This window comes from Pseudoalteromonas sp. SR41-1 (genome assembly GCF_014164015.1).
Taxonomy (GTDB): Bacteria; Pseudomonadota; Gammaproteobacteria; order Enterobacterales; family Alteromonadaceae; genus Pseudoalteromonas; species Pseudoalteromonas distincta.
The window spans coordinates 95,924-122,300 of sequence record NZ_JACJEK010000003.1 but is presented as its reverse complement, the minus strand read 5'-3'; the positions used below and the strand labels follow the sequence as shown (position 1 = coordinate 122,300).

The following is a 26,377-nucleotide window of genomic DNA, read 5'->3' as shown; positions in this document are numbered from 1 at the left end:
ATAATATTGTATTAGCAATTAATCACTTAGACGTTATTCAAGGATTGGAAATGGGATTGATTTTAGGGCCTGCTGTTTTAGCGTGGTTTGCGGTATTTATCTATTCTTTACGATTAGGGTATGTGCTTATTTATAAAAATATGAGCGTGTTAACCACAGTGTCTACTTTTGCAATTAGTATTGTTGGTATGTTGGCTTTTATGACGTATGGATATAGGCAGTTTGTAAACAATACCTCAGTTTGGGCATTTGAGATCCCAAGTTACTTTTTATTTAGCAAAATAGCTTTTATAGGTGTATTGAGTGGTTTTTTACTTAACTACTATATTAAGCCTGAAAATAGTTCGGAGTTTTTGAGCTGTTTAGCATTTGTATTAATATTTATGTTTTCTGCTGGTGTGCTTGCAAGCTTAGGAGGACATGAGGCCTTTTTGAAAGAATTTGATATTAAAACCACTCATTAAAAGTATGCATAATAAATTTTGGCCCAGTACCTATTAAAGGTAGTGGGCTTTTTACTTTCCTAGTAACCTCTAGTAAATGCGCTTTAGCGTGCTCCTTTCTGCATCTACCTCAAATGTATTGCCATAAAACCTTAGTTAAGTAATGGTTACACTATAATAATTAGGAGCTAATAGATGCTTAAAACACCTTTGAAAATCACAACAACGTTACTTAAATTTACTGCAATTGCAGGTGCCTGCACACTTGCACTATCAGCACATGGGAAAACACAACTTCAATACACAGAACAGCAAAAATTACATGACATAGCAGCTCAAGTATCAGCCGAACGTATTGGTAGTGACATTCAAACGCTGGTGGATTTCGGTACTCGCCATACGCTTTCAGAAACTAAATCGGATACTCGAGGCATTGGTGCGGCTAGGCGCTGGATAAAAAATGAATTTGAAAAAATATCCGCGCAGTGTGGCGGTTGTTTGGAAATCATTGAAGTAAAGGACACTATATCGGGCGAAAAACGCATTCCTAATCCTGTTGAAGTGGTTAACATTGTGGCTATTCAACGAGGGTCAAGCGAACCTAATCGCATGGTGATTATGTCGGGTGATATAGATTCTCGTGTAAGTGATGTTATGGACTTTACGAGTGATTCACCTGGGGCAAATGATAACGCATCAGGTGTAGCGGGAGTAATTGAAGCTGCTCGTGTTTTAAGTAAATACAAATTTAATGGTTCGGTAGTTTACGCGGCGCTTTCGGGCGAAGAGCAGGGTTTGTTTGGTGGAAAAATATTAACGGCTTATGCGCAAAAGCATGACTGGCAAGTTCATGGCGTTTTAAACAACGATATGATTGGCAATATTACCGGTATTAATGGGGTAACTGATAATACAACTGCGCGTATATTTTCAGAAGGTACCCGTGTTGTAGAAACAAAAGAGCAAGCTAATACTCGCCGCTTTACGGGTGGTGAAGTTGATTCGGCGAGTCGAAATTTAGCGCGCTACATAGATACTATTGCTGACAGATACATTCCTAACCTAGATACAATGCTTGTATATCGATTAGATAGATTTGGCCGTGGTGGGCATCATCGTCCATTTAATGATGCAGGTTTTGCAGCAGTGCGTATTATGGAGACTAACGAGCACTACGATCGTCAGCATCAAGATTTACGCACTGAAAATGGCGTTGAGTATGGCGATACTATTGAAGGCGTTGATTTTGATTATACAGCTAAGTTAACTTCACTTAATGCGGTAACGATGGCATCTATGGCGTGGGCGCCCGCATCACCAAAAGAAGTTAAAATAAAGGGAGCTGTTACAGCTGATACGTCGTTTTCATGGCAACAAAGCAGTGATGAAAATATTGCTGGCTATAAAATTTATTGGCGTTACACGAGCGAGCCGCAATGGCAGTTTAGTAAATACGTTGGTAAGGTTTCACAGTACACACTTAAAAACGTAGTGATTGATAATTATTACTTTGGTGTAGCCTCTGTCAGTAAAGACGGTGTTGAGTCGCCAGTAGTATTTCCGGGTGATGTGGGTTCGTTTGATCACGATATAAAATAATAGTTTGGCTAAAAACACAGCAAACAGAGCGCTTTAAGGTGCAAATGACCGTTTTATACTTGCACCTTATTTACTAAGCCCTTAGAGTGTTAAAAAAGAAGTAAAAGGTTAATAAAAATGCAGCAACAAGAAAAAAAGCCGTTAACAGCAAAAGAACAAGTTATAACTGATGAGCAAAGAATGCAGTGGCAACGCGAATGTTTTCAAACAGCGCAAAAGCATTTAGCCGAAAAGGGCATTATGCCAAAATCAGTAGTTGATAAAGACAGTCGATTTTTAGCACCACTTTGTGCAATGTGGAAATTTAAAGCACAGAACGGTAAAACATATTGGGTAGTAACAGGGCGGTTACCTACAGATCATGCTGAAGTAAGTGCAGCTACAGATGCTCGTGATGCAATGCGTTACTTTTCTTTGCAGTGGCAATTAAAAGCGGATCAGATTATGAGTACAGGCGCGCGTGATAAAACACAGGTAGACTTTGCTAACTTACTTATCAATAGAGCACATGGCTTGTACGAAATGTATGATAATGAGCCGCTGTGGGCAAATGAGGCAAAGTAACGACGGTTTGGGTTAAGTAAAAAAGAGAGGGTGATAGCTTATTTATCGCCCTTTTCTTTATCTAATGGACAAGTGTGAAGGGAGTAGTATTAAACGCCGAAACAGGGCATTGCATACGTTGCCTAGGAATTCCCGCCTCCATAAATACATTCCCTTGCTGAATAAAGCCATTGCGCTTAAAACGCTCTACTTCATTTAAAATACAATTAATGCTTACTTCTTCAATACCTTGGTTTGACGCTAATTCTACAATAAAGTTGAGAAGCGATTTATATACTTTGCGATTACGGTGCTCAGGTAATACAGCTATTCTGCCGATTAAGCCATCTTTACATAATCTACCTGTTGCTATTGGGCAGTTTGCATCGTCTGTAACAAGTACATGTAATGCAATTTTATCTAGGCTATCAAATTCGATATGCTTGGGGATATGTAACTCGTAAACAAAAACCCGCTCTCGAATTTTTTGTAGCATATCTTTTTTTATATCCCATTCAACCTTATCAACCAGATAGCCCATTGCAAACTCCTATTGATACCAAATTAGAATGAGTAAGCAATCACAGCAAAATTATTTAAGCCAATATTAGATGAAAATTAAAAATTTTAACTGACCTGTATACATAATATCTTACGCTGTAACGTGCTCATCATTATTAATAAAATTGGTATTATTACTCGTGGTCTATATTAAACCAGATCCCCTCATTAACAAGTGTAGTAAAAGTTTGAGTAAAAACTAAACTTGGCTTTATTAAATTTAATGCTGAACTTTCAAACTCAGTATTATCGGTAAGTAGTTTTACCGCCGCTAAGTCGGTTAACGGCATAGCGTAATTTTCGCCATTAACACTTAGTAAAACTTCTGTATCGAGTTGCTGATAAATAGCGCGTGTGCCACCTAAGCGTTCAAACACTGCTTCTTCATTACTTAAATCATCGCTTATTTGCTCTGACGTAAATGGAGGCTCTACTGGCGCTAAATCCATTTCATGTTTGGGCTGACTAAGCGTTGAGCCTAGCCATTGTTTAAATAAATCGTCATTTTCTAAAAGTGCCGCCATCAATGTTTTAACTTTATCAACTTCAAGGTTTGTAAGTTCACCCTTTGATTTTCTTAATGTGATGTTGTGATCGGTATAACGTTTTTGTCCGCTTTCGGTATCAATAATATGATCGGCAAAGCTCGACAATAAATCTTGTTGGTTTGGCGCTCTAAAACCAACTGAATAATTTAGTGCATTTTCTACAGCGTAACCTTCGTGAGGGCACCCTGGTGGAATATATAAAATATCGCCAGGCTCTAATATGCAATCGATTACGGCTTCAAATGCTTCTACTTGCAGTAATTTTTTGTTTTGAGCAAACTGCTTAAGTGTTGGATCGGGCAGGCCTACGCGCCAATGACGTTTACCTTCGCCTTGAATAATAAATACGTCATATTGGTCTAAATGTGGGCCAACACCACCATTAGGCGTTGAATAGCTAATCATTAAATCATCTATGCGCCAGTTTGGAATAAACCTAAATGGCTCTAGTAGTTGTGCAGCTTCAGGATGCCAATGATCAACAGCTTGCACTAATAAGGTGGCATTTTCGTCTGTTAACTTTTCAAAGTCTTCAAATGGACCTTGGTGCGTTTGCCAATCATTTTTATGATTGGTGATAATACGTGACTCTATACTTTCTTCCATTGCGAGACCGGCAAGTTCATTAGCATCAAGTGGGTCTTGAAAATCAGCAAAACCTTGTTTGATTAAAAGCGGCTTTTTTTGCCAAAAATGGCTTAAAAACTCTTGCTCAGACAAATTATTTATTTTTAAATGATACATACATTATGCCTACTAGTTAGTGCAATGGGGTTAAAACAAAAAAAGCGAAAGGATGATCCTTTCGCTTTTTAAAAGAGCAATTTAGTTTTTAAACTAAATCATCAATAAACTCAACAGCACGACCAATGTAATTAGCAGGTGTTAGTTTTTTCATTTCTACTTTAGCGTGCTCTGGAAGGTCAAGACCATCGATAAAGTCAGCCATTATTTCTTGATTTACACGTTTGCCGCGTGTTAAATCTTTAAGTTTTTCGTATGGCTTTTCAATACCATATTTACGCATAACTGTTTGAATCGGCTCGGCTAGCAATTCCCAGTTTTGATCAAGCTCGTCAGCTAAACGTTGCTCGTTTACTTCAAGCTTGCTTACACCTTTAAGTGTTGATTGGTATGCAATGATCGCATAACCCATACCTACACCTAAGTTACGTAATACCGTTGAATCGGTAAGGTCACGCTGCCAGCGAGAAACTGGTAATTTTTGTGCAAGATGAGCAAAAATAGCGTTTGCTAAACCTAAGTTACCTTCTGAGTTTTCAAAATCAATTGGGTTAACTTTATGCGGCATTGTAGATGAGCCAATTTCGCCCGCAATTGTTTTTTGCTTAAAGTGATTAAGTGCGATGTAACCCCACATGTCACGGTCAAAATCGAGCAAAATAGTATTAAAACGTGCAATTGCGTCAAACAACTCTGCAATATAGTCATGCGGTTCAATTTGTGTAGTAAATGGGTTAAGTGTTAAACCTAAGCTTGATACAAATTTATCTGCGTGAGTATGCCAGTCGTAATCTGGGTATGCACTAAGGTGAGCGTTGTAGTTACCAACAGCACCGTTAACTTTACCTAGCATTTCTACTTGAGCAATTTGGTCTCGTTGACGCTTTAAACGCATGTATACGTTAGCAAACTCTTTACCCATCGTTGATGGTGTAGCTGGTTGCCCGTGCGTACGAGTCATCATTGGGATTGCTTTGTACTCAATCGCTTTTTCTTTAATTGCGCTTAAAAGCTCATCGCAATAAGGAAGCAAAACCTTGTTCCGTGCTTCGCTAAGCATTAAACCATGAGATAGATTGTTAATATCTTCTGAAGTACAAGCGAAGTGAATAAATTCATTGATTGCATGAAGCTCACTGTTATCGGCTACTTTTTCTTTTAATAAGTATTCAACCGCTTTAACATCGTGGTTTGTAGTGCGTTCAATATCTTTAACGCGCTGTGCATCAGCTTCGCTGAAGTTATCTACAATGGCGTTTAGAAGTGCATTAGCTTCTTCGCTAAATGCAGGTACTTCTTTTATATCGCTTGCTGCAGCTAACGCTTGCAACCAACGCACTTCAACAATTACGCGGTATTTAATTAAGCCAAATTCGCTGAAAATACTGCGTAGTTCAGTGGTTTTGCTGCCGTAGCGACCATCCACTGGAGAGATAGCCGTTAACGCTGAAAGCTCCATAATAACTCCTAAATTTTAGTTTGAACGATAGTTAAATTTTTGTTTTAGCAATGGCGAGTATTTTTCTTTTTGCAAAGAAAAAGTGACGGCGTTTACCGCCCATTTGTCGCCATAATACTGCACTTCTAATGCCGGCTAATAATAACGCACGGATTTTATTTTGAGTGAGCTGCTGTTTTAATAACTCGGGTTTACCATAAACCTGTATTCGGTGCCCAAGGGGGCTCAGCACCGACGAGTATATATCTGCTAAACCGGCAACAACGCTCTCGTCGGTAATAGCAAAATGATCTAAACGACGATGAATATCATCAATTCGTTTGCCTAATTCGTTTAAGCTTTTGTCGTTTGCACTTAGTGCTCGCTCAAGCTGCATCAAACCACCTACGTATTTTACTATTTCAACATCTTTTTGAGCGCCAGCAGTTAGCTGCGCCATTAATGTTTTATAGCCATCACGTAAGTTGTCAGTACCTTGGTAAACATCTTCTGGCGATGCCGGTGATGTTTGAATAATGCTTGAAAGTAATACTTCTAAGTCGTGCTCATTATTACTGCCGTACTGGGCAATTTTTTGAACTTGCTTAGCAACCTGGCACATGGCGGCAAGCGCCATGACTTGGTGTTCATTCATTACTTAATCACCGAGTCAATAATACCACCACCTAAACACACATCTTCTGCATAAAATACAGCAGATTGACCTGGCGTAACTGCTTTTTGTGGTTCATCAAATAATACACGAGCCATGCCGTCTTCACCTACAAGTAGGGTACAGCTTAAGTCTTCTTGGCGGTAACGTGTTTTAACTGTGCAGCGAGTGGTACCTTTAGGGCCAACGCGGTCTACCCAATGTAATTGGTTTGCATTAAGACCATTACTGTATAGGCGAGGGTGATCTTTGCCTTGGCCAACAACAAGTACGTTACGTTCTAAATCTTTATCAACTACGTACCATGGTTCGCCAGAACCTTCCTTCATACCACCAATTAACAAGCCTTTGCGTTGTCCAAGTGTGTGGTACATTAAGCCTTCGTGCTCGCCTACGTTATTACCGTCAGTGTCTTCGATAACGCCAGGTTGCGCTGGTAAGAACTTTTGTAAAAAGTCTTTAAATTTACGCTCACCGATAAAGCAAATTCCGGTGCTGTCTTTTTTATCGTGAGTGATTAGGTCTTGTTCTTCTGCTATGCGGCGCACTTCTGGTTTTTCGATATCGCCTACAGGGAATAACGTTTGGCCAATATGTTCATGGCTTAGGGTATATAAGAAGTAGCTTTGATCTTTATTGTTATCAAGTCCGCGACACATTACGTATTTGTCATCGCGAAGTTCACGGCGAACGTAGTGTCCGGTTGCAATAAAGTCAGCACCGAGTGCTTGAGCCGCAAATTCTAAAAAGGCTTTAAATTTAATTTCTTTATTACACATTATATCTGGGTTTGGCGTACGACCCGCTTTGTACTCTGCTAAAAAGTACTCAAATACATTATCCCAGTATTCAGCAGCAAAGTTTACTGTGTGAAGCTCAATGCCTAATTTGTCGCACACGGCTTGTGCATCTTTTAAGTCATCAGCGGCGGCACAGTATTCATCATTGTCGTCTTCTTCCCAGTTCTTCATAAACAGGCCTTCTACTTGGTAGCCCTGTTGTTGTAATAAATATGCAGATACAGAAGAATCAACACCGCCGGACATGCCAACAATGACTTTAATGTGACTATTTTCGCTCATGAATAATTTCGCTTATACAGATTGCTGTTAACTTGGAAAGGCCGCGATTATAGCATGTATTTTGTTTGTGCTTAAAGAGCGTAGGGCGGCAAAGGACATAATTTGTCACTATTTTATTTGTATAACAAATAGCAAACTAGACTTAAACGCATTATCAGGCTGTAACTTTAGTAATATTAAAGTGATCTTTACTAATAAATTAAGACTATAGAATAATTCATGTAGTTATTGAGTTTTATTAATAGTATTTTCTTTTAAAACTACTAGAGTAAATATACACTTAATAAAAATAAAATAGTGGTGAGTATATGAATGTAAACCACTTTAAAGCCGCTTAAAATATAGTCAATGGAATGAATATATGAATTATGCCTATCAAATAAACAAGATAAATTCTTTAGTTGAGCATTACACACGAAAACCTGATTTTGTGGATAGCGAATTACTTTCTAGCAAAACGACAGAGTTTAAAAAATCAGCCTATCATCTTTTTTATGAGTTAATAAAACTCAAAAACCCTCATATTTACCAAGAGCCAAACCATGTACATGAGTTATTTAGCTTAATAAAAGGTTCAACAGTTAAAAAAACGTTGAATTAAAGGTGCTTGATCATGTAGAGCACTGGTGGCTTGAATGGTATTTCGCTTTAGAAATGGACGAAAAGCTTAGTATAGAAAAAAATGATATGCCAATGAGTTACTTACCTCAAAGTACACTCAACCCTATGCGCAAACATGAGATAAGTCACTACGCTAGGTTATTTACCGTTTTGCCAATGCCAGTATGTAATGTATGTGCCAAGACGGGTGATATTTTGAAAGTTAATCAACGTTTTGTAGATGTTTTTGGTTATACAGTAGAAGATGTGCCAAATCTTAAATCATGGTGGGAAAAAGCGTATCCAGATCCCCAATACAGAGCATTTGCAAAAGAGCTGTGGCAAGACTCACTTGAAAAGGCACTAAGTAACAATAACGACATACCCGCAAATAACTATCGAGTTTCTTGTCGTGATGGCTCACAAGTGATGATGGAAATTTCAGGGATTGATATAGGTGAAGAGTTTTTAGCTGTTTTTAATGATGCAACAGAGCGCTTAGAAGCAGAAGATATACTCAGGGATATGGCCTTTTTGGATGCATTAACCAAAATTGCGAATAGGCGTCGGTTTGATGAAAAGCTAACGCATGAGTTTGAACGAGCAAAAGAATGCGAAGGCATGCTATCGATGATTATTATTGATATTGACCATTTTAAGCAATTTAATGACCGGTATGGGCATGTAGCGGGCGATACGTGCTTATATGACGTGGCTCAAAAAATTGCTTCAACGGTTAGTCGCCCAGAAGATTTTGTGGCTCGCTATGGTGGAGAAGAATTTGTTGTTTTACTTCCACAAACGGATAGGCAAGGAGCGTTGTTTATAGCTGAGCAAATACAAAAAGCTGTAGAAAGCTTAGCTATTGCTCACCAGGATAGCTTTACCGGATTTTTATCTATAAGTATGGGTATTAATACCATCAGCAACTATACAAATAGCAATGAAGTCAGCTTTGTTAGAGCCGCTGATAACGCCCTGTATTATGCTAAAAAACAAGGGCGTAATTGTATAGCGCTAAGCTCTGAGTAAATCAATTATAAATAGTTTCTAAGCTTAACGCTGGTCGATTCAGGCTGTCGTTAATACACTTGAGCACTAAAGGGCTCCTAAGCGGTAATGATTTTATTTGCTCTAATGTATGCCAGTTAGCGCTGATAATGTCAGAATCTATTGGTGTTGGTGCTTTTATATTATTAGGTGCTTCAAATAAAAAGCAGAATCGCAAATAGTGCACTGCGTTATCGGCATGCAAATTATAAACACCTAAAAAACCAATAGGCGCAAGCGCTAAGCCTGTTTCTTCTAGTAGCTCTCTGCTTGCAGCTTGTGCAAGTGTCTCATTTTGCTCTAAATGACCCGCAGGTTGATTGTAACAAATTTGCTTTGTAAATTTATCGCGCTCTTTTACAAGTAAAAACTCATTTTGCTTTTTTACTATTGCTGCAACCGTGACATGCGGTTTATGCATCAACTACGCCCTTAATTACTTTGTATTCACCACAATTAATATCATCCAACGTATAGTTGCCAATGCTATAGCGGATGAGGCGAAGTGTAGGGTGTCCAATATGCGCGGTCATTCGGCGAACTTGTCTGTTTCTACCTTCATTAATGGTAATACTTAGCCAAGTGGTAGGGATTGCTTTTCGCTCGCGTACAGGGGGATTACGCGCCCAAATTGTTGGCTCATCAATTATTTTAACGTTAGCGGGAAGTGTAAGCCCGTCTTTAAGTTCTACGCCATTACATAAATCATTAATTGATTCATTCGTTGGTTCACCCTCAACTTGTGCCCAGTAGGTTTTATTCGTTTTTTTATCAGGAGCAGTTAAGGAGTTTTGTAGTCTCCCACAGTTTGTTAAAAGCAATAAACCTTCACTGTCTCTGTCTAACCTTCCTGCTGCGTAAACTTCTTTAATAGGAATAAATTCAGCAAGCGTTTTTCTGTCTGCGTCATCTGTAAATTGGCATAGCACATCAAACGGCTTGTTGAATAACACAATTTTTCTGTCTTTAGATGCTATTTGCGGCTTTACTTCTCTTTTACCAGATGGCGTTTTGTTAAGTGCACTGCGTGAATAAGTACGCCCAGTACTTCTTTTTGGCTTGGCTTGTGTTGCTTGATTATTGCCTGATTTAGCTCTCATTATATGCACCTAGCTGGTTTTGGTAATCCGGCAATTTTTGTTGCTTGCTTGGCTGGGCCTTTAGGAAATAATTTATATAAATAAAGGCTATTTCCTTTATCTTCACCGAGTGCTTTAGCCATTGCTTTTACAAGCATTCTAATTGCTGGGCTGGTGTTATATTCAATGTAAAAATCACGAACAAAATTAATGACTTCCCAGTGTTGCTCACTAAGTGTGATGTTTTCTTGAGTAGCAATTACAGGCGCCAGCTCCTTTGACCATAAAGTATGGTCGAGCAAGTAGCCTTGTTTGTCGGTTTCAATCTGTTGGTTGTTAAATTCAAGCATGAGTTACCACGTAATGGATTGGTTAGTTGATAAAGTGAGTGCCACAAAGTCTTCATAGCTAATTGCTTTATCGTTATCTGCTAATTTTATTGCACGTACTTGCGCGTCTTGTTCAAGTATTAGCAGTGTATCTGCAAATTGCCTAAATTGTTTTTTTGCAAAGCAGGCATCACCAACAAGTAGTACCTTATCGCCTGATAAAATTAAGTTCTCTAGCTGATTTGCCGAGTAATAGTTAAGCGGCTTTGAAAAAATATGTAACGTACTCATAGGTTCACCACATGTTGCTGCGCTTTAATTAGTGTTTGTTGTTGACTAAAGTTAAGAGCTTTTGCCTCTATGAGTAAATCATGTTTATTTAAACCATAATCAAGCAATGATTTTTCACACACGAAAATGTTTTCAACATCATAAATTTCGAGTGTTTTAATATTTTTAAAAAGGTCTTTTAAGCCAATATTGTTTGGTTGCTGATGCTTTTTTAAAGCTAAAACGGCGGGGCCGCTAAACAACCAACTTACATTTTGGTCAACAGCAGCAAAAATCAATGTCATATCTAGTGCATCACGAATATTTAAATCGTCAAATGGGCTGCACTGACTCATTACTAATACGTTTATCATTTAAATTGCACCCATTTATCTGCGTCGCTTGCAAGCATTGCAAATTCAGCTAACCCTGCGACTTTAAATACACCTGTGTTTTTAATATCTAACCCGCGCTTTTGCGCGGCGGTAACACACAGCATTAAATTTAGTTTTTGATCAGCGAGTTGCTGCCAAAGTGCTGAAATTTGAAGTTCGTCTGAGGATAAATCAAAGTGGGTAGATGCATGATAAATACCTTGCTGGTATAAAAAAATAGCATCAATGGTGTGCCCTTGGGCTAAACATGCATTCGCAAATTTAACTATGCGTTGCGTGGTATCGTGATCGGATGGTGGTGTATGTAATGAAAGAACAAAGCGTGCCAAAACAATTCCAATAAAAAAGCCCCAATAAAGGGGCTATTTTAACAGAACTATTTAATTAGTCATCACTTGCGCCAAGTAGAGCAAGCAAAGAAGTAAATAAGTTATATACGCTTAGGTATAAAGACACTGTTGCGCGAATGTAGTTAGTTTCACCACCGTTTATGATTCGGCTTGTATCAAATAAAATCAAACCAGACATAATCAGTACAACTGCTGCATTAAGCACCATAAACATCAATGAACTGCCAATAAAAATATTAACGATGCTTGCTACAATCACAACGATTAAGCCAACAGTTAAAAAGCCACCCATGAATGAGAAGTCTTTTTTAGTATTTAGTGCATAAGCAGATAAACCAAAAAAGATAAGCGCTGTAGAACCTAAGGCTTGCATAATAAGCATTGGGCCATTAGGTAATGCGGCATAATGGTTAAGCAATGGACCTAAGCCTGCACCCATTAAACCTGTGAAAGCAAACACCCAAAATACACCAGATGCTGTATCTGCTTTTTTATTTACAACAAATAATAAACCGAACGAAACGAGTGTAAACACAATTCCCATAAAGTAAGGTAATTGTAGTGCCATTGAAATACCGGCTGTAACTGCACTAAATGCAAGTGTCATAGCTAGTAAAAAGTAGGTGTTTTTAAGTACCTTGTTTGTTTCAATGGTAGACATTACCGGTTTCGCGGTATTGTACGATTGATTAAACGCCATTGTAGAGCTCCTTTAAGTGAAACGTGTGTGTTTCGATAATTTAACTAAAATTAGATTACCAACTCTTATATGTTTGGGCAAACCTTTGTAGATCAATAGAGTTAAATATTTAAATAAAAGTATATTGATGGCTAAATTAAAAACATTTTGTTTTAACTTTAAACAAATCAATTGTTTTTTAGGCACTTAAACAATTAATTTAAAAAAAAGCTTCACAAAAGGGATGGGTTTCCCTATTATGCAGGCCGTGCGGAGAGATGGCAGAGTGGTCGAATGCACCGGTCTTGAAAACCGGCATGGGTTTATAGCCCATCTAGGGTTCAAATCCCTATCTCTCCACCACTTATTTAATAAGTGTGTGGTAATTAAAATATCATTCATTTAAATAGTTATTAGTACACTCTTACTTTTAACTTAGCAGTATCGGAGAGATGGCAGAGTGGTCGAATGCACCGGTCTTGAAAACCGGCATGGGTTTATAGCCCATCTAGGGTTCAAATCCCTATCTCTCCACCATATAACAGAATAGCCCGCTAACTTAGCGGGTTTTTTTGTGTTTGGAACAATATCAGTACACTTATACCAACCCGCAATAATACTTAATCATTTTGCGTGGCTAAACGTGTCGCTCCCTGCGTTAAAAAATTCTCATTTTGAACAACTAAATAGCGAATTTATTGGCTAGCTGTAAACACGTTTATCCGCCCTCTAAATAGATCACTTAATTAAGCGAATTGGTATTACATCTCTTATCTCTTATTAGTAAAACCTTAAAAGCAGATAGAATTGCTCACACATCATCTTCTGATGTTAAAAAACGTTGATGTTCTCTTCCTATTTTTGTTTTTAATAAAACGACCATCACACAAAACTTTAAATGAGTTGGAATGCACATATTAATGTGTGTTATTTTTAAATATTGGTGGATTAAAGGTATGCAAAATAGGATGTTGTGGCTCAAAGATGATCTAGATTCGAGAAAGTTAGTTGTATATCGTGCCGTCATGTTTTCGTTTATAACGCTTTTTGTACTTTTTGTGTTTCAACCTTTTGGCACTTCAAGCGATACCGAGTCTTACAAGTTTCTGCGGCTTTTTGGCTATGGGTTAGTAACCTTTTGTGCTTTGCTATTGTCAGGTTTCATAGAAATAGTGTTACTTAAGTTTAAGCTAAGTAAATTAAACCGTTTAATTATTATTCCTATCACATATATTTTAATTACTGCGATATTCAATCATGGGTATTTTGTGGTTGCTGTACTTGGATCTTGGCATTGGCAGAATCAATTACTTTTTGTAGGGTATATTTTTTGTATTGGTGTATTTCCTCTTATTTTTTTACTTGTGGTAAATAGGCATGTAATAGATTTAACTAAGCCTAGTACAGTTAGCGTTGCTCAAGAGCAGTTGAGAGAAGTTGAGTTAAAGACAATTACTTTCAAAGGCGATAACAAAAACGACGAAATTAATACGGCTCCTCACCATATTTTATTTATTAAATCTTCAGACAACTATTGTGAAATAACAATACAAGAAGGAGCTTCAACTTCACGTAAACTATTACGTGTATCTCTTAGCGGTTTATTAAAGCAGCTTCCAGAAAAAACAATTATATTACGATGCCACCGTTCTTATGCGGTCAACCTGCAAAACATTCAACACTACAGTGGTAATGCTGGAGGGTTGCAATTATCGCTACATACAATTGATATTAAAATTCCTGTGTCTCGTTCTTATGTAAAAGTAATAAAAGATGCTTTGTCATTAATCCCAAAAACATGTTAATCCCCCCCTAAAACATGGGCTTTATACCTCGTCTTGTAATTGAGACCTAATAGGTCGCTTTGTATTTTTACTATTGCCAAGATTAAGTTGAAATTTACAACTTAACGAGAAAAGTAGATATGAAATACGCTATCAAGGCATTTGTAATAATTTCTATATTTGTATTTTGCCACTATGTAATGAGGCAGTTTTGGGGAGAAGGTTGGTCTAGCTGGTTGTCTGAACTTGATAATCTAACTGGCATTTTATTTACCCCCGCTAAATATACTTTTTTATATGGACCGTTAGTTATTGCGGCTATTATTTTGTTTAAACAAAGTGAGCCTTTTGAAACTATAGGGCTCAATTCCTCTGGTTTTATTAACTATGCACTTGCAGCAATTATTTGTTGTACTCCTATGGCAATAGGTTATGGATTTTTGAGTGATGAACTTAACCTATCAATACCAGCAATAATAACCGGCTCAGTTTATGCGGGTTTTTTTGAAGAGCTAATTTTTAGGGCTGCATTGTTTGGTGTTTTATTTAAATATTGTAGATGGGGCTTTGTGCCTGCGGCATTAATTAGTTCAGTAATATTTGGTCTGGGCCATATTTATCAAGGCAATGATGCGATTTCTGCTTTGATGGCGGTTGCAATCACTACTGTAGCAGGTACATGGTTTGCGTGGCTATATTGTGAATGTGGTTATCGTATTTGGTTTCCTATGTGGATGCATATTTTTATGAATGCAGCTTACGGAATATTTGGTATGTCGGGTGGCGCAGTAGGTGATCTACAAGGTAACTTATTTAAAGCAACAGCCATTGTGTTAAGTATTGTGTATGTTGAGATGCTAATTCGACGAGGAAAGCAGCGCGAAGTTACATTATCAAAATTATTTCAATGCACTATAAATGGCCTTTACACGCAACAAGCTAACTTAAACTGAGTGGGAAACGACCATGCTAGAATTATTTATTGTAATAATTATATTTAGCTCACCCTTTTTGATTCTTATTATTACTAAACGTTATTTCTCCAATAAAACTACAATAATGGCAGCGCACGCAAAATTTAAAGGACTAAATAATAACAAGATAACAAAATTAGAGGAACAAACAGCGATGTTGAGCAAAAGGGTAGCAGTGCTTGAGGAAATAGTAACATCTCGCCACTTTGAGTTATCAAATAAAATAGCTAAGTTATAAGCATTTTGATAAGTGTAACCCAAACTTATGAGCCTATTAATAAAGTAATAGGCTCAAACTGCAATAAGGTTTATTTTTAATCATAAATTACGACCATAGTCTCTGTTTCTAACCTTTAGATCTTGGTGCATGCTTTATACATAGAATTTAGATTTGTGTATTAAGGATTTTAAATGAAACATCAGCTAGCAAAAAGCGTAGGGCTTTCGTTATTATCGCCTGTTATTGTAGGCAGTTTACTTGGTGTTTATTACTCACTTACGCTTGAAGGCGAGTTTGTATCAATATTTCTCACCTTATTAATGACTGCTATATCAAATGCACACATAGTAGGCTTAACAATGGCTGCTTTTGTTGTGCCTGGGTATTTACTCATGTTTAAGTATTCTAAAGTTAATTATTCAGGGGTATTAACTCTTGGATTACTAGGCGGAGCGATATTTAGTTACTTATTAAGTGCCACAACTGGCGAGATATTTTTGATCAATAGTGTAATGTCAGCATTCGCTGCAGGGCTGTTTTTGTTTGGTCTTCGTAAAACGGCAAAAAAATAATCGCAGCATTATTAACCAAGCGCACTGATAAACGGTGTGATTTCCTTTTTTTTACCTCCAAAAGGTTCCAATTTTTCACGACAAAGAGTACCTTTAGCTACTGTATGTTTAATAAGAAGTAGTTTGGTATGCAAAAGCACGATTTTTACCAGTCATTAGTTAAGCAAACTGAATCGCTGATAGCTGGTGAATCCAATGTAATTGCCAATATGGCAAACATAAGCGCGCTGTTATTTACCTCTTTAGAGGATGTAAATTGGGCGGGCTTTTACTTTATGGATTCTCCTACTGAATTAGTACTTGGTCCGTTTCAAGGTAACCCTGCATGCATTCGTATTCCAGTAGGAAAGGGTGTATGCGGAACTGCTGCGGCAACCGTAGAAACACAATTAATTGAAGATGTTCACGCTTTTGACGGCCACATAGCCTGTGATGCAGCGTCTAATTCTGAAGTAGTTGTACCTATCATGAAACATGGTAAAGTATTTGCTGTACTAGACATTGATAGTCCGAGTATTGGTCGATTTGATGCTGACGATAAAGCCGGTCTAGAAGCATTAGTAAAATGCTTAGAGGCGAGCTTGTAATGAAAGATTTGCTAAATGTTCAAGACTACTTATTTGCTGTACAAGATGTCGGCGATTGGGAAGGCGAAGAAGAACATGTAGCGGAAACGCTCAATGATTTGATTCATATTGCATGGGATCGTCTTCCAGATGATTCAGAATGTGAATTTATTGATGAAACAATTAATGGTATTTGGGAACACCTTCGAGGTGATATGGCTGTTATAGAAGCCGATTTCGAAGAGTTGGTCGACTGGGTAACACACTACGTCGATTCGTCCCTTGATGAAAAGATGTGAAAAATAGGTTCTAAAATGGAAACCACAAACAAGCTAAAAGATATTAATGAAGTGTTGGAATTTTTATATCAAGAATTCCCACAATGTTTTAAACAAAAAGATGGCATCAAGCCGCTTAAAGTAGGTATTTTTAAAGATATTGCTGAGCGTATTGAAGGGTCTGAAAAAGTAAGTAAGACTCAAGTTCGTCAAGCGCTTAGAAAATACACGTCTAACTGGCGTTATTTAGAAGCTGTGACCAAGTCAGAGTTTCGTATTGATCTTGATGGTAATCAAGGTGAAAAAGTTGAGCAAGAGCATATCGACCATGCACAAAAAGCATTGGAAGAAAGCCGCGCTAAAATGGCTAAACGCAAAAAACAACAGCGTCCTCGCCAAGATTCTGATTCTAAATCTTTCAAGAAAAAACCAGCTCATGCTAGCAAACCAGGCGATAAAAACGCTCCTGCAGCTAACAAACCTGCTAAAGCAGCGCCGGCTAAGCGTTCAGGAAAAATTGAACCTTTGCCAGCAACTGAGGTCAAGGTTAATAATAAGGTTAAGGTTAAACTTGGCCAAGCACTTGTAAATGCAGTAATAACTGAAGTGAACAAAGATGATGTTCATGTTGAGTTAGTAACAGGTATGCAAGTTAAAACCAAAGCTGACAGCTTATACATTGTTTAAGTTGTAAATAAATTAAGGAGTTGTGTATGAGTAAAAAGTTTACGCTCATTCCGTTAGTTGCTGCCCTGTTTTCAGGTTCATTATTTGCTGCTGTAGAAGCCGTCACTATTGACGATTTACCCCAGCTCAAGCAAGAGAGTCAACATGGTACTGCTAGCAAACGAGTGGCTAGCTTATTTGCTCGTTCACACTATACACCGGTTCAATTTAACGATGAGCTTTCTAGTAAAGTGTACGATCGTTATATCGAATCCCTTGATTTTAATAAAAGCGTTTTCTTAGCCAGCGATATAGCCTCATTTGAGCAATATCGTGATGACTTTGATAACGCTATTACTACCGGTAAATTAGACTTTACGTTTGATATTTTTAACTTAAGTCTTAAACGCCGTTTTGAACGTTACGAGTATTCACTTACTCTGCTTGAAAAAGAGATGACGTTTGATAAAGAAGATGAATACTTTTTTGACCGTGAAGATTCAGCATGGCCTGCGTCACAAGCTGAGCTTGATGAAATTTGGCGTGAGCGTGTAAAGTACGACGCACTGCGTTTAAAAATGACGGGTAAAGATTGGGAAGGCATTAAAGAGGTGCTGACCAAACGCTACAAAAATGCAGAAAAACGTTTAGTACAATCAAATTCAGAAGATGCTTTTCAAATTGTTATGAATTCGCTAGCACGCAGTATTGAGGCGCATACGTCTTATTTATCGCCACGTCGTGCAGAGCAATTCAAAATGGATATGGACTTAGAGCTTGAGGGCATTGGTGCCGTATTAAGCCCTGATGAAGATTACACCGTTATTCGCAGCTTAGTGCCGGGAGGCCCTGCAGATAAAACAGATCAAATTAAAGCTGATGATCGCATTATTGGTGTTGCTCAAGATGGCGAAGAGTTTGTAGATGTAATTGGCTGGCGTTTAGATGATGTAGTTGATTTAATTAAAGGCCCTAAAGGGACTAAAGTACGTCTACAGTATTTAAAAGGTGTTGATGCTCACGGCGCTCCGAAAGTTGTAGAAATCACTCGCGATAAAATCAGACTTGAAGATAGAGCGGCTAAATCAGAAGTATTTGAAGCAAAATATTCTGATTTAACAAGTAAAATTGGGGTGATTGAAATTCCTGGCTTTTACAATAATCTTTCGAAAGATGTAAAAGTAGAACTTGCTAAGCTTAAAGAAGAAAAGGTTGATGGTATTATTATCGACTTGCGCCAAAATGGTGGTGGTTCATTATATGAAGCAACACAATTGTCAGGTTTATTTTTTGACCAGGGCCCAGTTGTTCAAATTCATACCTTAAATAACCGTATAGAAGAGCAAAAAGATCGTGATGGTATAACTTACTATGACGGCCCTTTAACTGTGTTAGTTGATCGTTACAGTGCATCTGCTTCTGAAATATTCGCAGCAGCAATGCAAGATTACGGTCGCGCTGTAATTATTGGTGAGCAAACATTTGGTAAGGGTACTGTACAGCAGCACAAAGGCTTAGGCCGTGCTTATGACCTATACGATAATGCGCTAGGCAGTGTACAGTATACTATTGCTAAGTTTTATCGTATTAACGGTGGTAGCACGCAACATAAAGGTGTTATCCCTGATATTTCGTTTCCATCAGCAATTGATCCTGCACAGTGGGGCGAAAGTAAGCAAGATAATGCACTTCCTTGGGACAGCATTGTTAAAGCGAAATATAAAAAACTAGGTAATTTAACACCTATTATTACGTACCTTGAAAAACAACACGAAGTACGAATTAAATCAGAGCCAGAATTTGGTTATGTATTTAATGACATTACCTTATACAACGAAGAGAAAGACCGTAAAACTATCTCTTTAGTTGAAGCAGACCGTATTAAAGAAAAAGATGAAGGTGAAGCACGTGCACTTGTACGTACTAACGAACGTCTTAAGCGTTTAGGTAAAGATCCGGTAGAAAACTTAGACGATATACCAGAAGTAATCGAAGAGCTTGACCCATTTTTGGAAGAGGCTGCATTAATTACTCAAGATTATATTAATTATGGTCGTATAGCTAAAAAGTAATAACTGGTTTTACCTCTGTAAAAAAGGCGCATTGGCGCCTTTTTTACTACCTAAAATTTACTAAATTGTTATAATCTTCGATTACATAAAGTTGAGCTGGATTAATGACGCTCAATTAATGCGCTTTACGTGCTAAAAATAATAATTAAACACACAGCAAGTGTGTGTAGGAGTCTCTATTTTGAAGCCATTGGAAGATAAACCAATCAAACCTGCCTCGTTTTTTGATGCATTAATTCCTATCTCTGTATTAATCTGTTTACTTGGCGCGGCTGTATACTTGTTCGGTGACAACTCTTCATCCGGTCCTAACCAAATAGCACTTTTATTTGCCACTTTTGCAGCGGCTTTAATTGGTCTTAAAAACGGTTACACATGGAAAAAATTAGAACAAGCTATGATAGAAGGCATAACGCTTTCACTTGGTGCTATTTTAATTTTACTTATGGTAGGTGCATTAATTGGTACTTGGCTACTTTCTGGGACTGTACCAACTCTAATTTATTATGGCTTACAAGTTATAAATCCAAGTTGGTTTTATGCAGCGAGTTGTTTAATTTGTGGCATTGTAGCAATGAGTATTGGTAGTTCTTGGACCACGGCTGCTACGATAGGTGTTGCTTTATTGGGTGTTGCTACGGGTCTTGGACTTGAGCAAACAGTAACCGCAGGTGCAGTTATATCTGGCGCGTACTTTGGTGATAAGCTAAGCCCGCTGTCAGAAACAACCAATCTAGCACCAGCAGTTGTTGGCGCTGATTTGTTTGAGCATATTCAACATATGCTGTGGACGACAGTACCGAGTTTTGTAATTGCACTAATTATATTTATATTCATGGGCTTTAATGCAACAGCTTCAAGCGAAGCAGGGCGCATTGATGAAATAACGGCTATTTTACAGCAAAACTTTAATATTGGTTTTGAAATGCTGATCCCGTTAATCGTACTTTTAGTTTTAGCTATTAAAAAAATGCCAGCATTTCCTGCTATCTCAATTGGTGCTGTTGTGGGCGCGGTTTGGGCTATGTTGTTTCAGTCTGATCTAATTGCTAGCCAAATTGATGTTTCTCAAGGACAGCTAGTTGGCTACTTCAAACTTGTTTGGACTACTTTCTTTGATGGTTTTAGCATAAGTACCGGCGATGATAAGATGGATTCCTTACTCAGCGGTGGCGGTATGGCTGGTATGCTTACAACTACATGGCTGATTATGACTGCACTGATGTTTGGTGCCATTATGGAAAAAACAGGTCTTTTGGATATTTTTGTAAAAAGCATACTTAAAATAGCTAAAAGCACGGGGTCGTTAATTGCGGCGACAATAGCTACGTGTATAGGAACTAACGTAATAGCGGCCGATCAATATATAGCGATTGTTGTACCGGGACGTATGTTTAAAGATGAATACGAAAAACGTGGTTTGAAGCCTGTTAACTTATCTCGTACATTGGAAGATGGCGGTACAATTACTAGCCCACTAATTCCATGGAATACGTGTGGCGCATACATGCAAAGCGTTTTACTTATAAACCCTTTTGATTATGCACTCTACGCTTTCTTTAACTTAATTAACCCTGTTTTAGCGGTTGTTTATGCCTACTTAGGCATTAAAATTTTACGTATTAAGCCAAAACAATCTGCCTAATTTTAAGCAGCTCCTTTTAACTTAAAAGGAGCTGCTTTGGAGTATCTATGACTGAATCAAGTAAACCCCAAGCACAATATCTTAAAGACTATAAAGCTCCTGACTTTCTAATTGACCACACAGAGCTAACATTTGACTTACAGCCTTTATCAACCAAAGTAAGCTCTTTACTAACACTTACCCGAGTTGGTGATAAAAAAGCACCTTTAGTGCTTGATGGTATTGATTTGCGTTTACTGTCTTTATCTGTTGATACAGTTGATATAACGGATTATGAAATTGTTGGTGAGCAGCTAATAATTAATAACCTATCGGATAGTTGCCAATTAAGTATTGTGACCGAGATATCACCTGAGACGAATACTTCTTTAGAAGGTTTATATTTATCGGGCGGTGCGTATTGCACACAGTGCGAAGCGCAGGGGTTTAGAAAAATCACCTATTACATGGATCGCCCTGACGTACTTGCCACGTTTGATGTAACTATTATTGCGGATAAAAAGTATCTACAACTTCTTTCTAATGGTAATCAAGTAGATAGCGGTGAAACATCAGATGGTCGTCATTTTGTGAAATGGCAAGACCCATTTAAAAAGCCGAGCTATTTATTTGCACTTGTAGCGGGCGATTTTGATGTTTTGAAAGATACCTACACGACTAAAAGCGGCAAAGACGTAGAGTTAGCATTATTTGTTGATAAGGGTAATTTATCTAAAACACCTCATGCTATTGCTTCACTTAAAAAAGCAATGCAATGGGATGAAGAACGCTTTAATTTAGAGTATGACCTTGATATTTATATGATTGTAGCCGTCGATTTTTTCAACATGGGCGCGATGGAAAATAAAGGGCTAAACGTTTTTAATAGTAAATGTGTATTAGCTAATCAAGAAACAGCGACAGACAAAGACTACCATACGATTGAATCCATTGTAGGGCATGAGTACTTTCATAACTGGACAGGTAACCGAGTTACTTGTAGAGATTGGTTTCAGTTATCGCTAAAAGAAGGGTTAACCGTATTTAGAGACCAAGAGTTTAGTAGTGATTTAGGCTCTCGTGCACTTAACCGAATTGATGCAGTTAAAGTAATGCGTACGCATCAGTTTAGCGAAGATGCAGGCCCTATGGCGCATCCAATTCGTCCTGAAAAAGTTATTGAAATGAATAACTTTTATACTGTAACAGTATACGATAAAGGTGCTGAAGTTATCCGTATGATGCACACGTTACTAGGTGAAACTAATTTTCAAAAAGGGATGACACTTTACTTTGAGCGCCACGATGGACAAGCAGTAACATGTGATGACTTTGTCAGTGCAATGAGCGATGCATCAGGTGTTAATTTAGAGCAATTTAAGCTGTGGTATAGCCAATCGGGTACACCGCGCTTAAATGCAATACAACATTTTGATAGCAGTTCAAATACGTATACATTGACAATAGAACAAGCAGCACCGGACAATCAGCCAGACAATAAACCACTTCATATACCTTTTGCTATTGAACTACTTGATGCGAATGGGGAAAGTATTGCTCTGCAATGTAAAGGTAAAAAACTAGATCATGTGCTTGATGTAACAAGTACGACTCAAACATTTAGCTTTGATAATATCTTAGAAAAGCCTGTTGCGGTTTTACTCGAAGATTTTTCTGCACCTTGTATTTTAAATCAGCAAACAACAGAGCCCGAACTATTGCATATTATGCGTTTTGCACGCAGTGATTTTTCACGTTGGGATGCACAACAGCAGCTATTTATTAAAGCGATTAAGTCTCAGATTACCGACACGACTAATAGCATGTTAAGCAGCGAAACTATAAATGCGCTACGTGTACTTATAAACACCAAAGAGGGTGATTTAGCCTTAATTGCAGAGCTGTTTAAACTGCCAAGTTTTGATACATTAGCCGCTGAATTTGAAGTAATACCTGTTGATGAGATTATTGAAATAACAGAAAAGTTTGAGCAACAAATTGCTGACGAACTTGCTGATGAACTGCTTGCTTGTTACGAATCTCTTGAAGATGATGGCAGTATAAGTGCAAGCTCCGTTGCTAAACGCGCTTTAAAACAAATATGCTTGCATTATTTGGCTAAAACTCAAAAGCCAGAGGCTGTAAGCTTTATTAAAGAAGCCGCAAGTTCGACTAATATGACCAATGTACTTGGTGCACTAAGCGCAGTGGTAAAAGCATCCCACCCTATACAAGAAGAGCTTTTGAATCATTTTGATAGTCAATGGCGCCATGATGTTTTAGTGATGGATAAGTGGTTTGCACTGCAAGCTATGCAGTCAGGCAATAAAGCTATAGATAATATTAAGGCACTTTACGAACATCCGTGTTTTGATTTTTCAAACCCGAACCGTGTACGTGCACTTGTAGGAAGCTTTAGTCACTTTAATACAGCACAATTTCATCGCTCAGATGCCCAAGGCTATACGTTATTAGGTGACTTGTTAATAAAACTTAATGCAATTAATCCACAAAATGCGTCTCGTATGCTAACACCGTTCATGTCATGGAAGCGTTACGATGATGTTCGCTCTCAAGCAATGAAACTGCAATTACAACGCTTAGCTAATCTAGATGGGTTAAGTGCTGATTTGTATGAAAAGGTTGAAAAAGCGCTCGCATAAATGATTGAGTATTATTTTACCTTAAGATTGAGCTATAACGAGTGCATGGATTACTACCATGGCCGTTTTAGCTCTTTACAAGTTGTAGAAGATGGCGGTAAAACGATTCGTTTTGCTGCTACACATTTGAGGCCCTTCATTTCAAGTTTAGGTGTACGTGGCCGTTTTAGACTCTTATTAACCCCCGAAAACAAGTTTATCCGCCTAGAGCGAGTGGCCTGACACTCGGTTTTTATGTTATATATACATAAAAATATTGTATTTTTGTTAATTTCAATTTGTCCTATTGTTAAATTACGTGTATAAATTATCTGGTACGACGTCTTACCAATACGTAAGCGTCAACCAAAATATAAAGTATACGGAAGATTAGAGCGAGTATTTGTAATTTCACTGATTCGCTTCTATCGTTATGATTACACTAAAAACAATAACTTGATCACACAAAATGACCCGCGACAGGGGGGAACCAAAATGATAAGAAGATCGCTTTTTGTTAAAAATAGAATCGCTATAGGTATAGCAGCCGCTAGCTTAGGTTTATCTGCAGCAAGTACACAAGCTGTAACATTTGAAGCTGGAGGTTTTGACATTACCTTCGATTCAACCTTTTCATATGGGCAAAGTGTTCGCGTAGAAGACAGAGACTTTAGCCTAATTGGTAAAAGTAACAATCCGGCATTTGATTGGACAGGTTACAACCCTGCGCTAAACAACACGATTTACTCATCTCAAGATGTATGGGCTCAACCTGGCTCTTATTCAAATAATGGTGATGCTGGTAATTTAAATTTTGACAGTGGTGACTCATTTTCAAAACTTTTGAAGGGAACACACGACCTTTCAATAAATAAAGATAACTACGGTTTGTTCACTCGCTTCATGTATTTTTATGACTTTGCGTTGATGGATGGCTATCATGCATATTCAAATCCTACATCAGGGCAGGGGGTTGATCCGTGTGATGATAAAGACACTAAAGCGCAAAGCTGTGCAGATATTCGTTTATTAGATGCGTTTGTGTGGGCTGATTTTGATTTAAATGATGGTAATAACCCTTTATCTGTCCGTTTAGGTCAACAAGTAGTTAACTGGGGTGAGAGTACACTTATATCTCATGGTATTAACGTAAACCCAGTTGATATTGACCGTTTGAAAGCGCCAGGTGCTGAGCTTAAAGAAGCATTCATACCTGTAGGCATGCTTTGGGCATCGCTTGGCATTACTGACAACATTACCCTTGAAGGTTTCTACCAATACCAATGGCAAGAAACGCGTTTACCCGCAGCTGGTACGTATTTTTCGACTAATGACTTTGCAGCAGAAAATGGTTATCAGCAGAATGTTCAATTAGGTTTTACGTCTAATCCTGATATTGATGTTGCTTTTTTAACAGATAGCTTGAATAACTTAACATCTGATTTTGCATTAGCCGCAGCAGCACAAGGTATTGATCCTTCAAGTGCAGAAGGAAGTGCTTTATTAGCTCAAATGTATCTTGCATACCCAACTAAAGTTGCTTTAAAAGGTAAAGGGGATAATGGTAAAACAGAGCCTGAAGATGGCGGTCAGTATGGTTTACGTTTAGGTGTATTTTTACCTGAATTTAATGATACTGAAATTGCACTCTATCACGTGAATTATCATAGCCGTCGACCGCTTATATCTGGTCGCGTATCAAACTTTTCACAAGCTGCAATTGCCCAAGATTTAGCGATGATCATGACAACAGAAATCACGTCAGATAATGTTGCTGATTTAACTGCTTTTTCTAAAGCTGAAAACGAGTACCCTGAAGATATTAAGTTATATGGTTTAAGTTTTAATACGACTATCGGCGAAACAGCCTTCGCGGGTGAATTTGCTTTTCGCCAAGATGAACCGCTACAAATTGATGACGTAGAGTTACTTTACACAGCTATGCCTGAGCAATTGGCGGTCGCTGGTATTCGTCCTGATTTTGCGGGTATTTCGCAAATGAGTATAGGCGATGCGGTAAGCTCAGTTGGTGCAGGTGAAGTTGCCAAAGGCTACATTGAACGCGACACATCACAAATTCAATTTACAGCAACACATTTATTTGGCCCTTCATTAGGTGCTGATAGTTGGGCTGTAGTTGGTGAAGTGGGTGTAGTTAAAATTCACGATATGCCTGACTATGACGAAATGCGTTTAAATGTATCAGGTACTGGCCGTAGTGGCACAATAACAGGCCCAGGTACTACTGATTATTCAACATTGCAACTTGGTCTTTCAAATGGCGCTGAAGAAAAATCATTCGCTACAGCATCTTCTTGGGGTTACCGCCTAATTGCGAAAGGCGATTACTTCAACTTTTACAAAGGTATTAACTTTTCACCACGTTTTGTATTTTCTCATGACGTAAACGGTAATACACCAGATCCTATGTTCTTATTTATTGAAGATCGTAAATCTTTAGGTGCTACGATGAACTTTAACTACCAAAATGCGTGGTCACTTGATGTGAGCTATAACTCGTTTTGGGGCGGTGGCGGTGTTAATACATTCTCAGACCGCGATTACGTTTCTTTTAACTTAAAATATTCTATTTAGG

The 26,377-nt window shown here is 38.0% G+C and carries 27 protein-coding genes, 2 tRNA genes and 1 pseudogene; 18 read left to right on the top strand and 12 right to left on the bottom strand.

The window, feature by feature from the left end; translation table 11 throughout:
• The first annotated feature begins 50 nt into the window (after positions 1-50).
• The 3 genes from H5118_RS03485 (at position 51) to H5118_RS03475 (ending at position 2,606) form a co-directional block, all read left to right on the top strand.
• Positions 51-464: a hypothetical protein gene (locus H5118_RS03485; protein WP_002962719.1), complete on the top strand. Its 414-nt coding sequence runs from the start codon at positions 51-53 to the stop codon at positions 462-464.
• A gap of 174 nt (positions 465-638) precedes the next feature.
• On the top strand, positions 639-2,042 hold the full coding sequence (locus H5118_RS03480; RefSeq protein WP_182747805.1) for a M28 family peptidase: 1,404 nt from the start codon (positions 639-641) through the stop codon (positions 2,040-2,042).
• A 117-nt stretch (positions 2,043-2,159) separates the two neighbouring features.
• Positions 2,160-2,606 (top strand): DUF4826 family protein, encoded by a 447-nt coding sequence (locus H5118_RS03475; RefSeq protein WP_024594685.1) that lies wholly within the window; start codon positions 2,160-2,162, stop codon positions 2,604-2,606.
• A 61-nt stretch (positions 2,607-2,667) separates the two neighbouring features.
• On the opposite strand, the gene H5118_RS03470 is transcribed toward H5118_RS03475, so the two are convergent.
• The 5 genes from H5118_RS03470 to mnmA form a co-directional block, all read right to left on the bottom strand.
• Positions 2,668-3,126: a GNAT family N-acetyltransferase gene (locus H5118_RS03470; protein ID WP_024594684.1), complete on the bottom strand. Its 459-nt coding sequence runs from the start codon at positions 3,124-3,126 to the stop codon at positions 2,668-2,670.
• Positions 3,127-3,280: 154 nt separating this feature from the next.
• A complete protein-coding gene (locus H5118_RS03465; protein ID WP_182747803.1) occupies positions 3,281-4,438 on the bottom strand; it encodes a cupin domain-containing protein in 1,158 nt (385 codons plus the stop codon).
• An 88-nt stretch (positions 4,439-4,526) separates the two neighbouring features.
• On the bottom strand, positions 4,527-5,897 hold the full coding sequence (purB, locus tag H5118_RS03460; RefSeq protein ID WP_149602566.1) for an adenylosuccinate lyase: 1,371 nt from the start codon (positions 5,895-5,897) through the stop codon (positions 4,527-4,529).
• Positions 5,898-5,928: 31 nt separating this feature from the next.
• Positions 5,929-6,531 (bottom strand): high frequency lysogenization protein HflD, encoded by a 603-nt coding sequence (hflD, locus tag H5118_RS03455; protein WP_007375707.1) that lies wholly within the window; start codon positions 6,529-6,531, stop codon positions 5,929-5,931.
• Positions 6,531-7,631 (bottom strand): tRNA 2-thiouridine(34) synthase MnmA, encoded by a 1,101-nt coding sequence (gene mnmA, locus H5118_RS03450; protein ID WP_002962705.1) that lies wholly within the window; start codon positions 7,629-7,631, stop codon positions 6,531-6,533. The genes hflD and mnmA overlap by 1 nt, the downstream gene beginning before the upstream one ends.
• Positions 7,632-7,992: 361 nt before the next feature.
• On the opposite strand from mnmA, the pseudogene H5118_RS03445 reads away from it, so the two are divergent.
• Positions 7,993-9,263 (top strand): annotated as a pseudogene (locus H5118_RS03445) (diguanylate cyclase).
• A gap of 1 nt (position 9,264) precedes the next feature.
• On the opposite strand, the gene H5118_RS03440 reads toward H5118_RS03445, so the two are convergent.
• Genes H5118_RS03440 through H5118_RS03410 form a run of 7 tightly spaced genes read right to left on the bottom strand, consistent with a single transcriptional unit; the run spans position 9,265 to position 12,404 of the window.
• Positions 9,265-9,702: an NUDIX hydrolase gene (locus H5118_RS03440; RefSeq protein ID WP_033028398.1), complete on the bottom strand. Its 438-nt coding sequence runs from the start codon at positions 9,700-9,702 to the stop codon at positions 9,265-9,267.
• Positions 9,695-10,381, bottom strand: a complete 687-nt coding sequence (locus tag H5118_RS03435) for a pseudouridine synthase (RefSeq protein WP_182747801.1) — start codon at positions 10,379-10,381, stop codon at positions 9,695-9,697. Before H5118_RS03435 ends, H5118_RS03440 begins: the two co-directional genes overlap by 8 nt.
• Positions 10,381-10,710 (bottom strand): TusE/DsrC/DsvC family sulfur relay protein, encoded by a 330-nt coding sequence (locus H5118_RS03430; protein ID WP_007375712.1) that lies wholly within the window; start codon positions 10,708-10,710, stop codon positions 10,381-10,383. Before H5118_RS03430 ends, H5118_RS03435 begins: the two co-directional genes overlap by 1 nt.
• 3 nt (positions 10,711-10,713) lie before the next feature.
• Complete coding sequence (locus tag H5118_RS03425; RefSeq protein WP_008133664.1) at positions 10,714-10,980, bottom strand: DsrH/TusB family sulfur metabolism protein; 267 nt, start codon at positions 10,978-10,980, stop codon at positions 10,714-10,716.
• Positions 10,977-11,333 (bottom strand): sulfurtransferase complex subunit TusC, encoded by a 357-nt coding sequence (tusC, locus tag H5118_RS03420; RefSeq protein ID WP_182696472.1) that lies wholly within the window; start codon positions 11,331-11,333, stop codon positions 10,977-10,979. The genes H5118_RS03425 and tusC overlap by 4 nt, the downstream gene beginning before the upstream one ends.
• Positions 11,330-11,683, bottom strand: a complete 354-nt coding sequence (tusD, locus tag H5118_RS03415; protein ID WP_024596911.1) for a sulfurtransferase complex subunit TusD — start codon at positions 11,681-11,683, stop codon at positions 11,330-11,332. Before tusD ends, tusC begins: the two co-directional genes overlap by 4 nt.
• 55 nt (positions 11,684-11,738) lie before the next feature.
• Entirely contained in the window at positions 11,739-12,404 is a 666-nt protein-coding gene (locus tag H5118_RS03410) for a Bax inhibitor-1/YccA family protein (protein ID WP_008133668.1), read from the bottom strand.
• Positions 12,405-12,655: 251 nt separating this feature from the next.
• Between H5118_RS03410 and H5118_RS03405 the strand changes: the two genes are divergently transcribed.
• The 14 genes from H5118_RS03405 to H5118_RS03340 all read left to right on the top strand — a co-directional run bounded on the left by H5118_RS03405 (position 12,656) and on the right by H5118_RS03340 (position 26,376).
• A tRNA-Ser gene (locus H5118_RS03405) sits at positions 12,656-12,746 on the top strand.
• A gap of 83 nt (positions 12,747-12,829) precedes the next feature.
• Positions 12,830-12,920 (top strand) — tRNA-Ser (locus H5118_RS03400).
• A 371-nt stretch (positions 12,921-13,291) separates the two neighbouring features.
• On the top strand, positions 13,292-14,188 hold the full coding sequence (locus tag H5118_RS03395) for a LytTR family DNA-binding domain-containing protein (RefSeq protein ID WP_259397882.1): 897 nt from the start codon (positions 13,292-13,294) through the stop codon (positions 14,186-14,188).
• 119 nt (positions 14,189-14,307) lie between these two features.
• On the top strand, positions 14,308-15,120 hold the full coding sequence (locus tag H5118_RS03390; protein WP_182747799.1) for a CPBP family intramembrane glutamic endopeptidase: 813 nt from the start codon (positions 14,308-14,310) through the stop codon (positions 15,118-15,120).
• Between the two features lie 13 nt (positions 15,121-15,133).
• Positions 15,134-15,379, top strand: a complete 246-nt coding sequence (locus H5118_RS03385) for a hypothetical protein (RefSeq protein WP_182747798.1) — start codon at positions 15,134-15,136, stop codon at positions 15,377-15,379.
• Positions 15,380-15,552: 173 nt separating this feature from the next.
• Complete coding sequence (locus H5118_RS03380; protein WP_002961912.1) at positions 15,553-15,933, top strand: hypothetical protein; 381 nt, start codon at positions 15,553-15,555, stop codon at positions 15,931-15,933.
• 128 nt (positions 15,934-16,061) lie between these two features.
• A complete protein-coding gene (locus H5118_RS03375) occupies positions 16,062-16,520 on the top strand; it encodes a GAF domain-containing protein (RefSeq protein WP_002961911.1) in 459 nt (152 codons plus the stop codon).
• Entirely contained in the window at positions 16,520-16,798 is a 279-nt protein-coding gene (locus tag H5118_RS03370) for a hypothetical protein (RefSeq protein WP_002961910.1), read from the top strand. Before H5118_RS03375 ends, H5118_RS03370 begins: the two co-directional genes overlap by 1 nt.
• Positions 16,799-16,813: 15 nt before the next feature.
• Positions 16,814-17,464, top strand: coding sequence for an RNA chaperone ProQ (gene proQ, locus H5118_RS03365; protein ID WP_002961909.1), 651 nt, complete (start codon positions 16,814-16,816; stop codon positions 17,462-17,464).
• A 26-nt stretch (positions 17,465-17,490) separates the two neighbouring features.
• Positions 17,491-19,515, top strand: a complete 2,025-nt coding sequence (gene prc / locus H5118_RS03360; protein ID WP_165723491.1) for a carboxy terminal-processing peptidase — start codon at positions 17,491-17,493, stop codon at positions 19,513-19,515.
• 181 nt (positions 19,516-19,696) lie between these two features.
• Entirely contained in the window at positions 19,697-21,160 is a 1,464-nt protein-coding gene (nhaC, locus tag H5118_RS03355) for a Na+/H+ antiporter NhaC (RefSeq protein WP_002961908.1), read from the top strand.
• A gap of 47 nt (positions 21,161-21,207) precedes the next feature.
• Positions 21,208-23,802 (top strand): aminopeptidase N, encoded by a 2,595-nt coding sequence (gene pepN, locus H5118_RS03350; protein WP_182747796.1) that lies wholly within the window; start codon positions 21,208-21,210, stop codon positions 23,800-23,802.
• The gene (locus H5118_RS03345) at positions 23,803-24,024 is read left to right on the top strand and encodes a DUF2835 family protein (RefSeq protein WP_010552655.1); all 222 of its coding nucleotides are present in this window, start codon (positions 23,803-23,805) and stop codon (positions 24,022-24,024) included.
• 252 nt (positions 24,025-24,276) lie between these two features.
• On the top strand, positions 24,277-26,376 hold the full coding sequence (locus H5118_RS03340) for a DUF1302 domain-containing protein (protein WP_182674349.1): 2,100 nt from the start codon (positions 24,277-24,279) through the stop codon (positions 26,374-26,376).
• Position 26,377: the final 1 nt, after the last annotated feature.

What these genes read in the sequence shown, in the direction of transcription:
- H5118_RS03485 (WP_002962719.1), top strand. Translation starts at nt 51, where the DNA reads ATGGGATTGATTTTAGGGCCTGCTGTTTTAGCGTGGTTTGCGGTATTT.
- H5118_RS03480 (WP_182747805.1), top strand. Translation starts at nt 639, where the DNA reads ATGCTTAAAACACCTTTGAAAATCACAACAACGTTACTTAAATTTACT.
- H5118_RS03475 (WP_024594685.1), top strand. Translation starts at nt 2,160, where the DNA reads ATGCAGCAACAAGAAAAAAAGCCGTTAACAGCAAAAGAACAAGTTATA.
- H5118_RS03470 (WP_024594684.1), bottom strand. Translation starts at nt 3,126, where the DNA reads ATGGGCTATCTGGTTGATAAGGTTGAATGGGATATAAAAAAAGATATG.
- H5118_RS03465 (WP_182747803.1), bottom strand. Translation starts at nt 4,438, where the DNA reads ATGTATCATTTAAAAATAAATAATTTGTCTGAGCAAGAGTTTTTAAGC.
- purB (WP_149602566.1), bottom strand. Translation starts at nt 5,897, where the DNA reads ATGGAGCTTTCAGCGTTAACGGCTATCTCTCCAGTGGATGGTCGCTAC.
- hflD (WP_007375707.1), bottom strand. Translation starts at nt 6,531, where the DNA reads ATGAATGAACACCAAGTCATGGCGCTTGCCGCCATGTGCCAGGTTGCT.
- mnmA (WP_002962705.1), bottom strand. Translation starts at nt 7,631, where the DNA reads ATGAGCGAAAATAGTCACATTAAAGTCATTGTTGGCATGTCCGGCGGT.
- H5118_RS03440 (WP_033028398.1), bottom strand. Translation starts at nt 9,702, where the DNA reads ATGCATAAACCGCATGTCACGGTTGCAGCAATAGTAAAAAAGCAAAAT.
- H5118_RS03435 (WP_182747801.1), bottom strand. Translation starts at nt 10,381, where the DNA reads ATGAGAGCTAAATCAGGCAATAATCAAGCAACACAAGCCAAGCCAAAA.
- H5118_RS03430 (WP_007375712.1), bottom strand. Translation starts at nt 10,710, where the DNA reads ATGCTTGAATTTAACAACCAACAGATTGAAACCGACAAACAAGGCTAC.
- H5118_RS03425 (WP_008133664.1), bottom strand. Translation starts at nt 10,980, where the DNA reads ATGAGTACGTTACATATTTTTTCAAAGCCGCTTAACTATTACTCGGCA.
- tusC (WP_182696472.1), bottom strand. Translation starts at nt 11,333, where the DNA reads ATGATAAACGTATTAGTAATGAGTCAGTGCAGCCCATTTGACGATTTA.
- H5118_RS03410 (WP_008133668.1), bottom strand. Translation starts at nt 12,404, where the DNA reads ATGGCGTTTAATCAATCGTACAATACCGCGAAACCGGTAATGTCTACC.
- H5118_RS03395 (WP_259397882.1), top strand. Translation starts at nt 13,292, where the DNA reads ATGCACATATTAATGTGTGTTATTTTTAAATATTGGTGGATTAAAGGT.
- H5118_RS03390 (WP_182747799.1), top strand. Translation starts at nt 14,308, where the DNA reads ATGAAATACGCTATCAAGGCATTTGTAATAATTTCTATATTTGTATTT.
- H5118_RS03385 (WP_182747798.1), top strand. Translation starts at nt 15,134, where the DNA reads ATGCTAGAATTATTTATTGTAATAATTATATTTAGCTCACCCTTTTTG.
- H5118_RS03380 (WP_002961912.1), top strand. Translation starts at nt 15,553, where the DNA reads ATGAAACATCAGCTAGCAAAAAGCGTAGGGCTTTCGTTATTATCGCCT.
- H5118_RS03375 (WP_002961911.1), top strand. Translation starts at nt 16,062, where the DNA reads ATGCAAAAGCACGATTTTTACCAGTCATTAGTTAAGCAAACTGAATCG.
- H5118_RS03370 (WP_002961910.1), top strand. Translation starts at nt 16,520, where the DNA reads ATGAAAGATTTGCTAAATGTTCAAGACTACTTATTTGCTGTACAAGAT.
- proQ (WP_002961909.1), top strand. Translation starts at nt 16,814, where the DNA reads ATGGAAACCACAAACAAGCTAAAAGATATTAATGAAGTGTTGGAATTT.
- prc (WP_165723491.1), top strand. Translation starts at nt 17,491, where the DNA reads ATGAGTAAAAAGTTTACGCTCATTCCGTTAGTTGCTGCCCTGTTTTCA.
- pepN (WP_182747796.1), top strand. Translation starts at nt 21,208, where the DNA reads ATGACTGAATCAAGTAAACCCCAAGCACAATATCTTAAAGACTATAAA.
- H5118_RS03345 (WP_010552655.1), top strand. Translation starts at nt 23,803, where the DNA reads ATGATTGAGTATTATTTTACCTTAAGATTGAGCTATAACGAGTGCATG.
- H5118_RS03340 (WP_182674349.1), top strand. Translation starts at nt 24,277, where the DNA reads ATGATAAGAAGATCGCTTTTTGTTAAAAATAGAATCGCTATAGGTATA.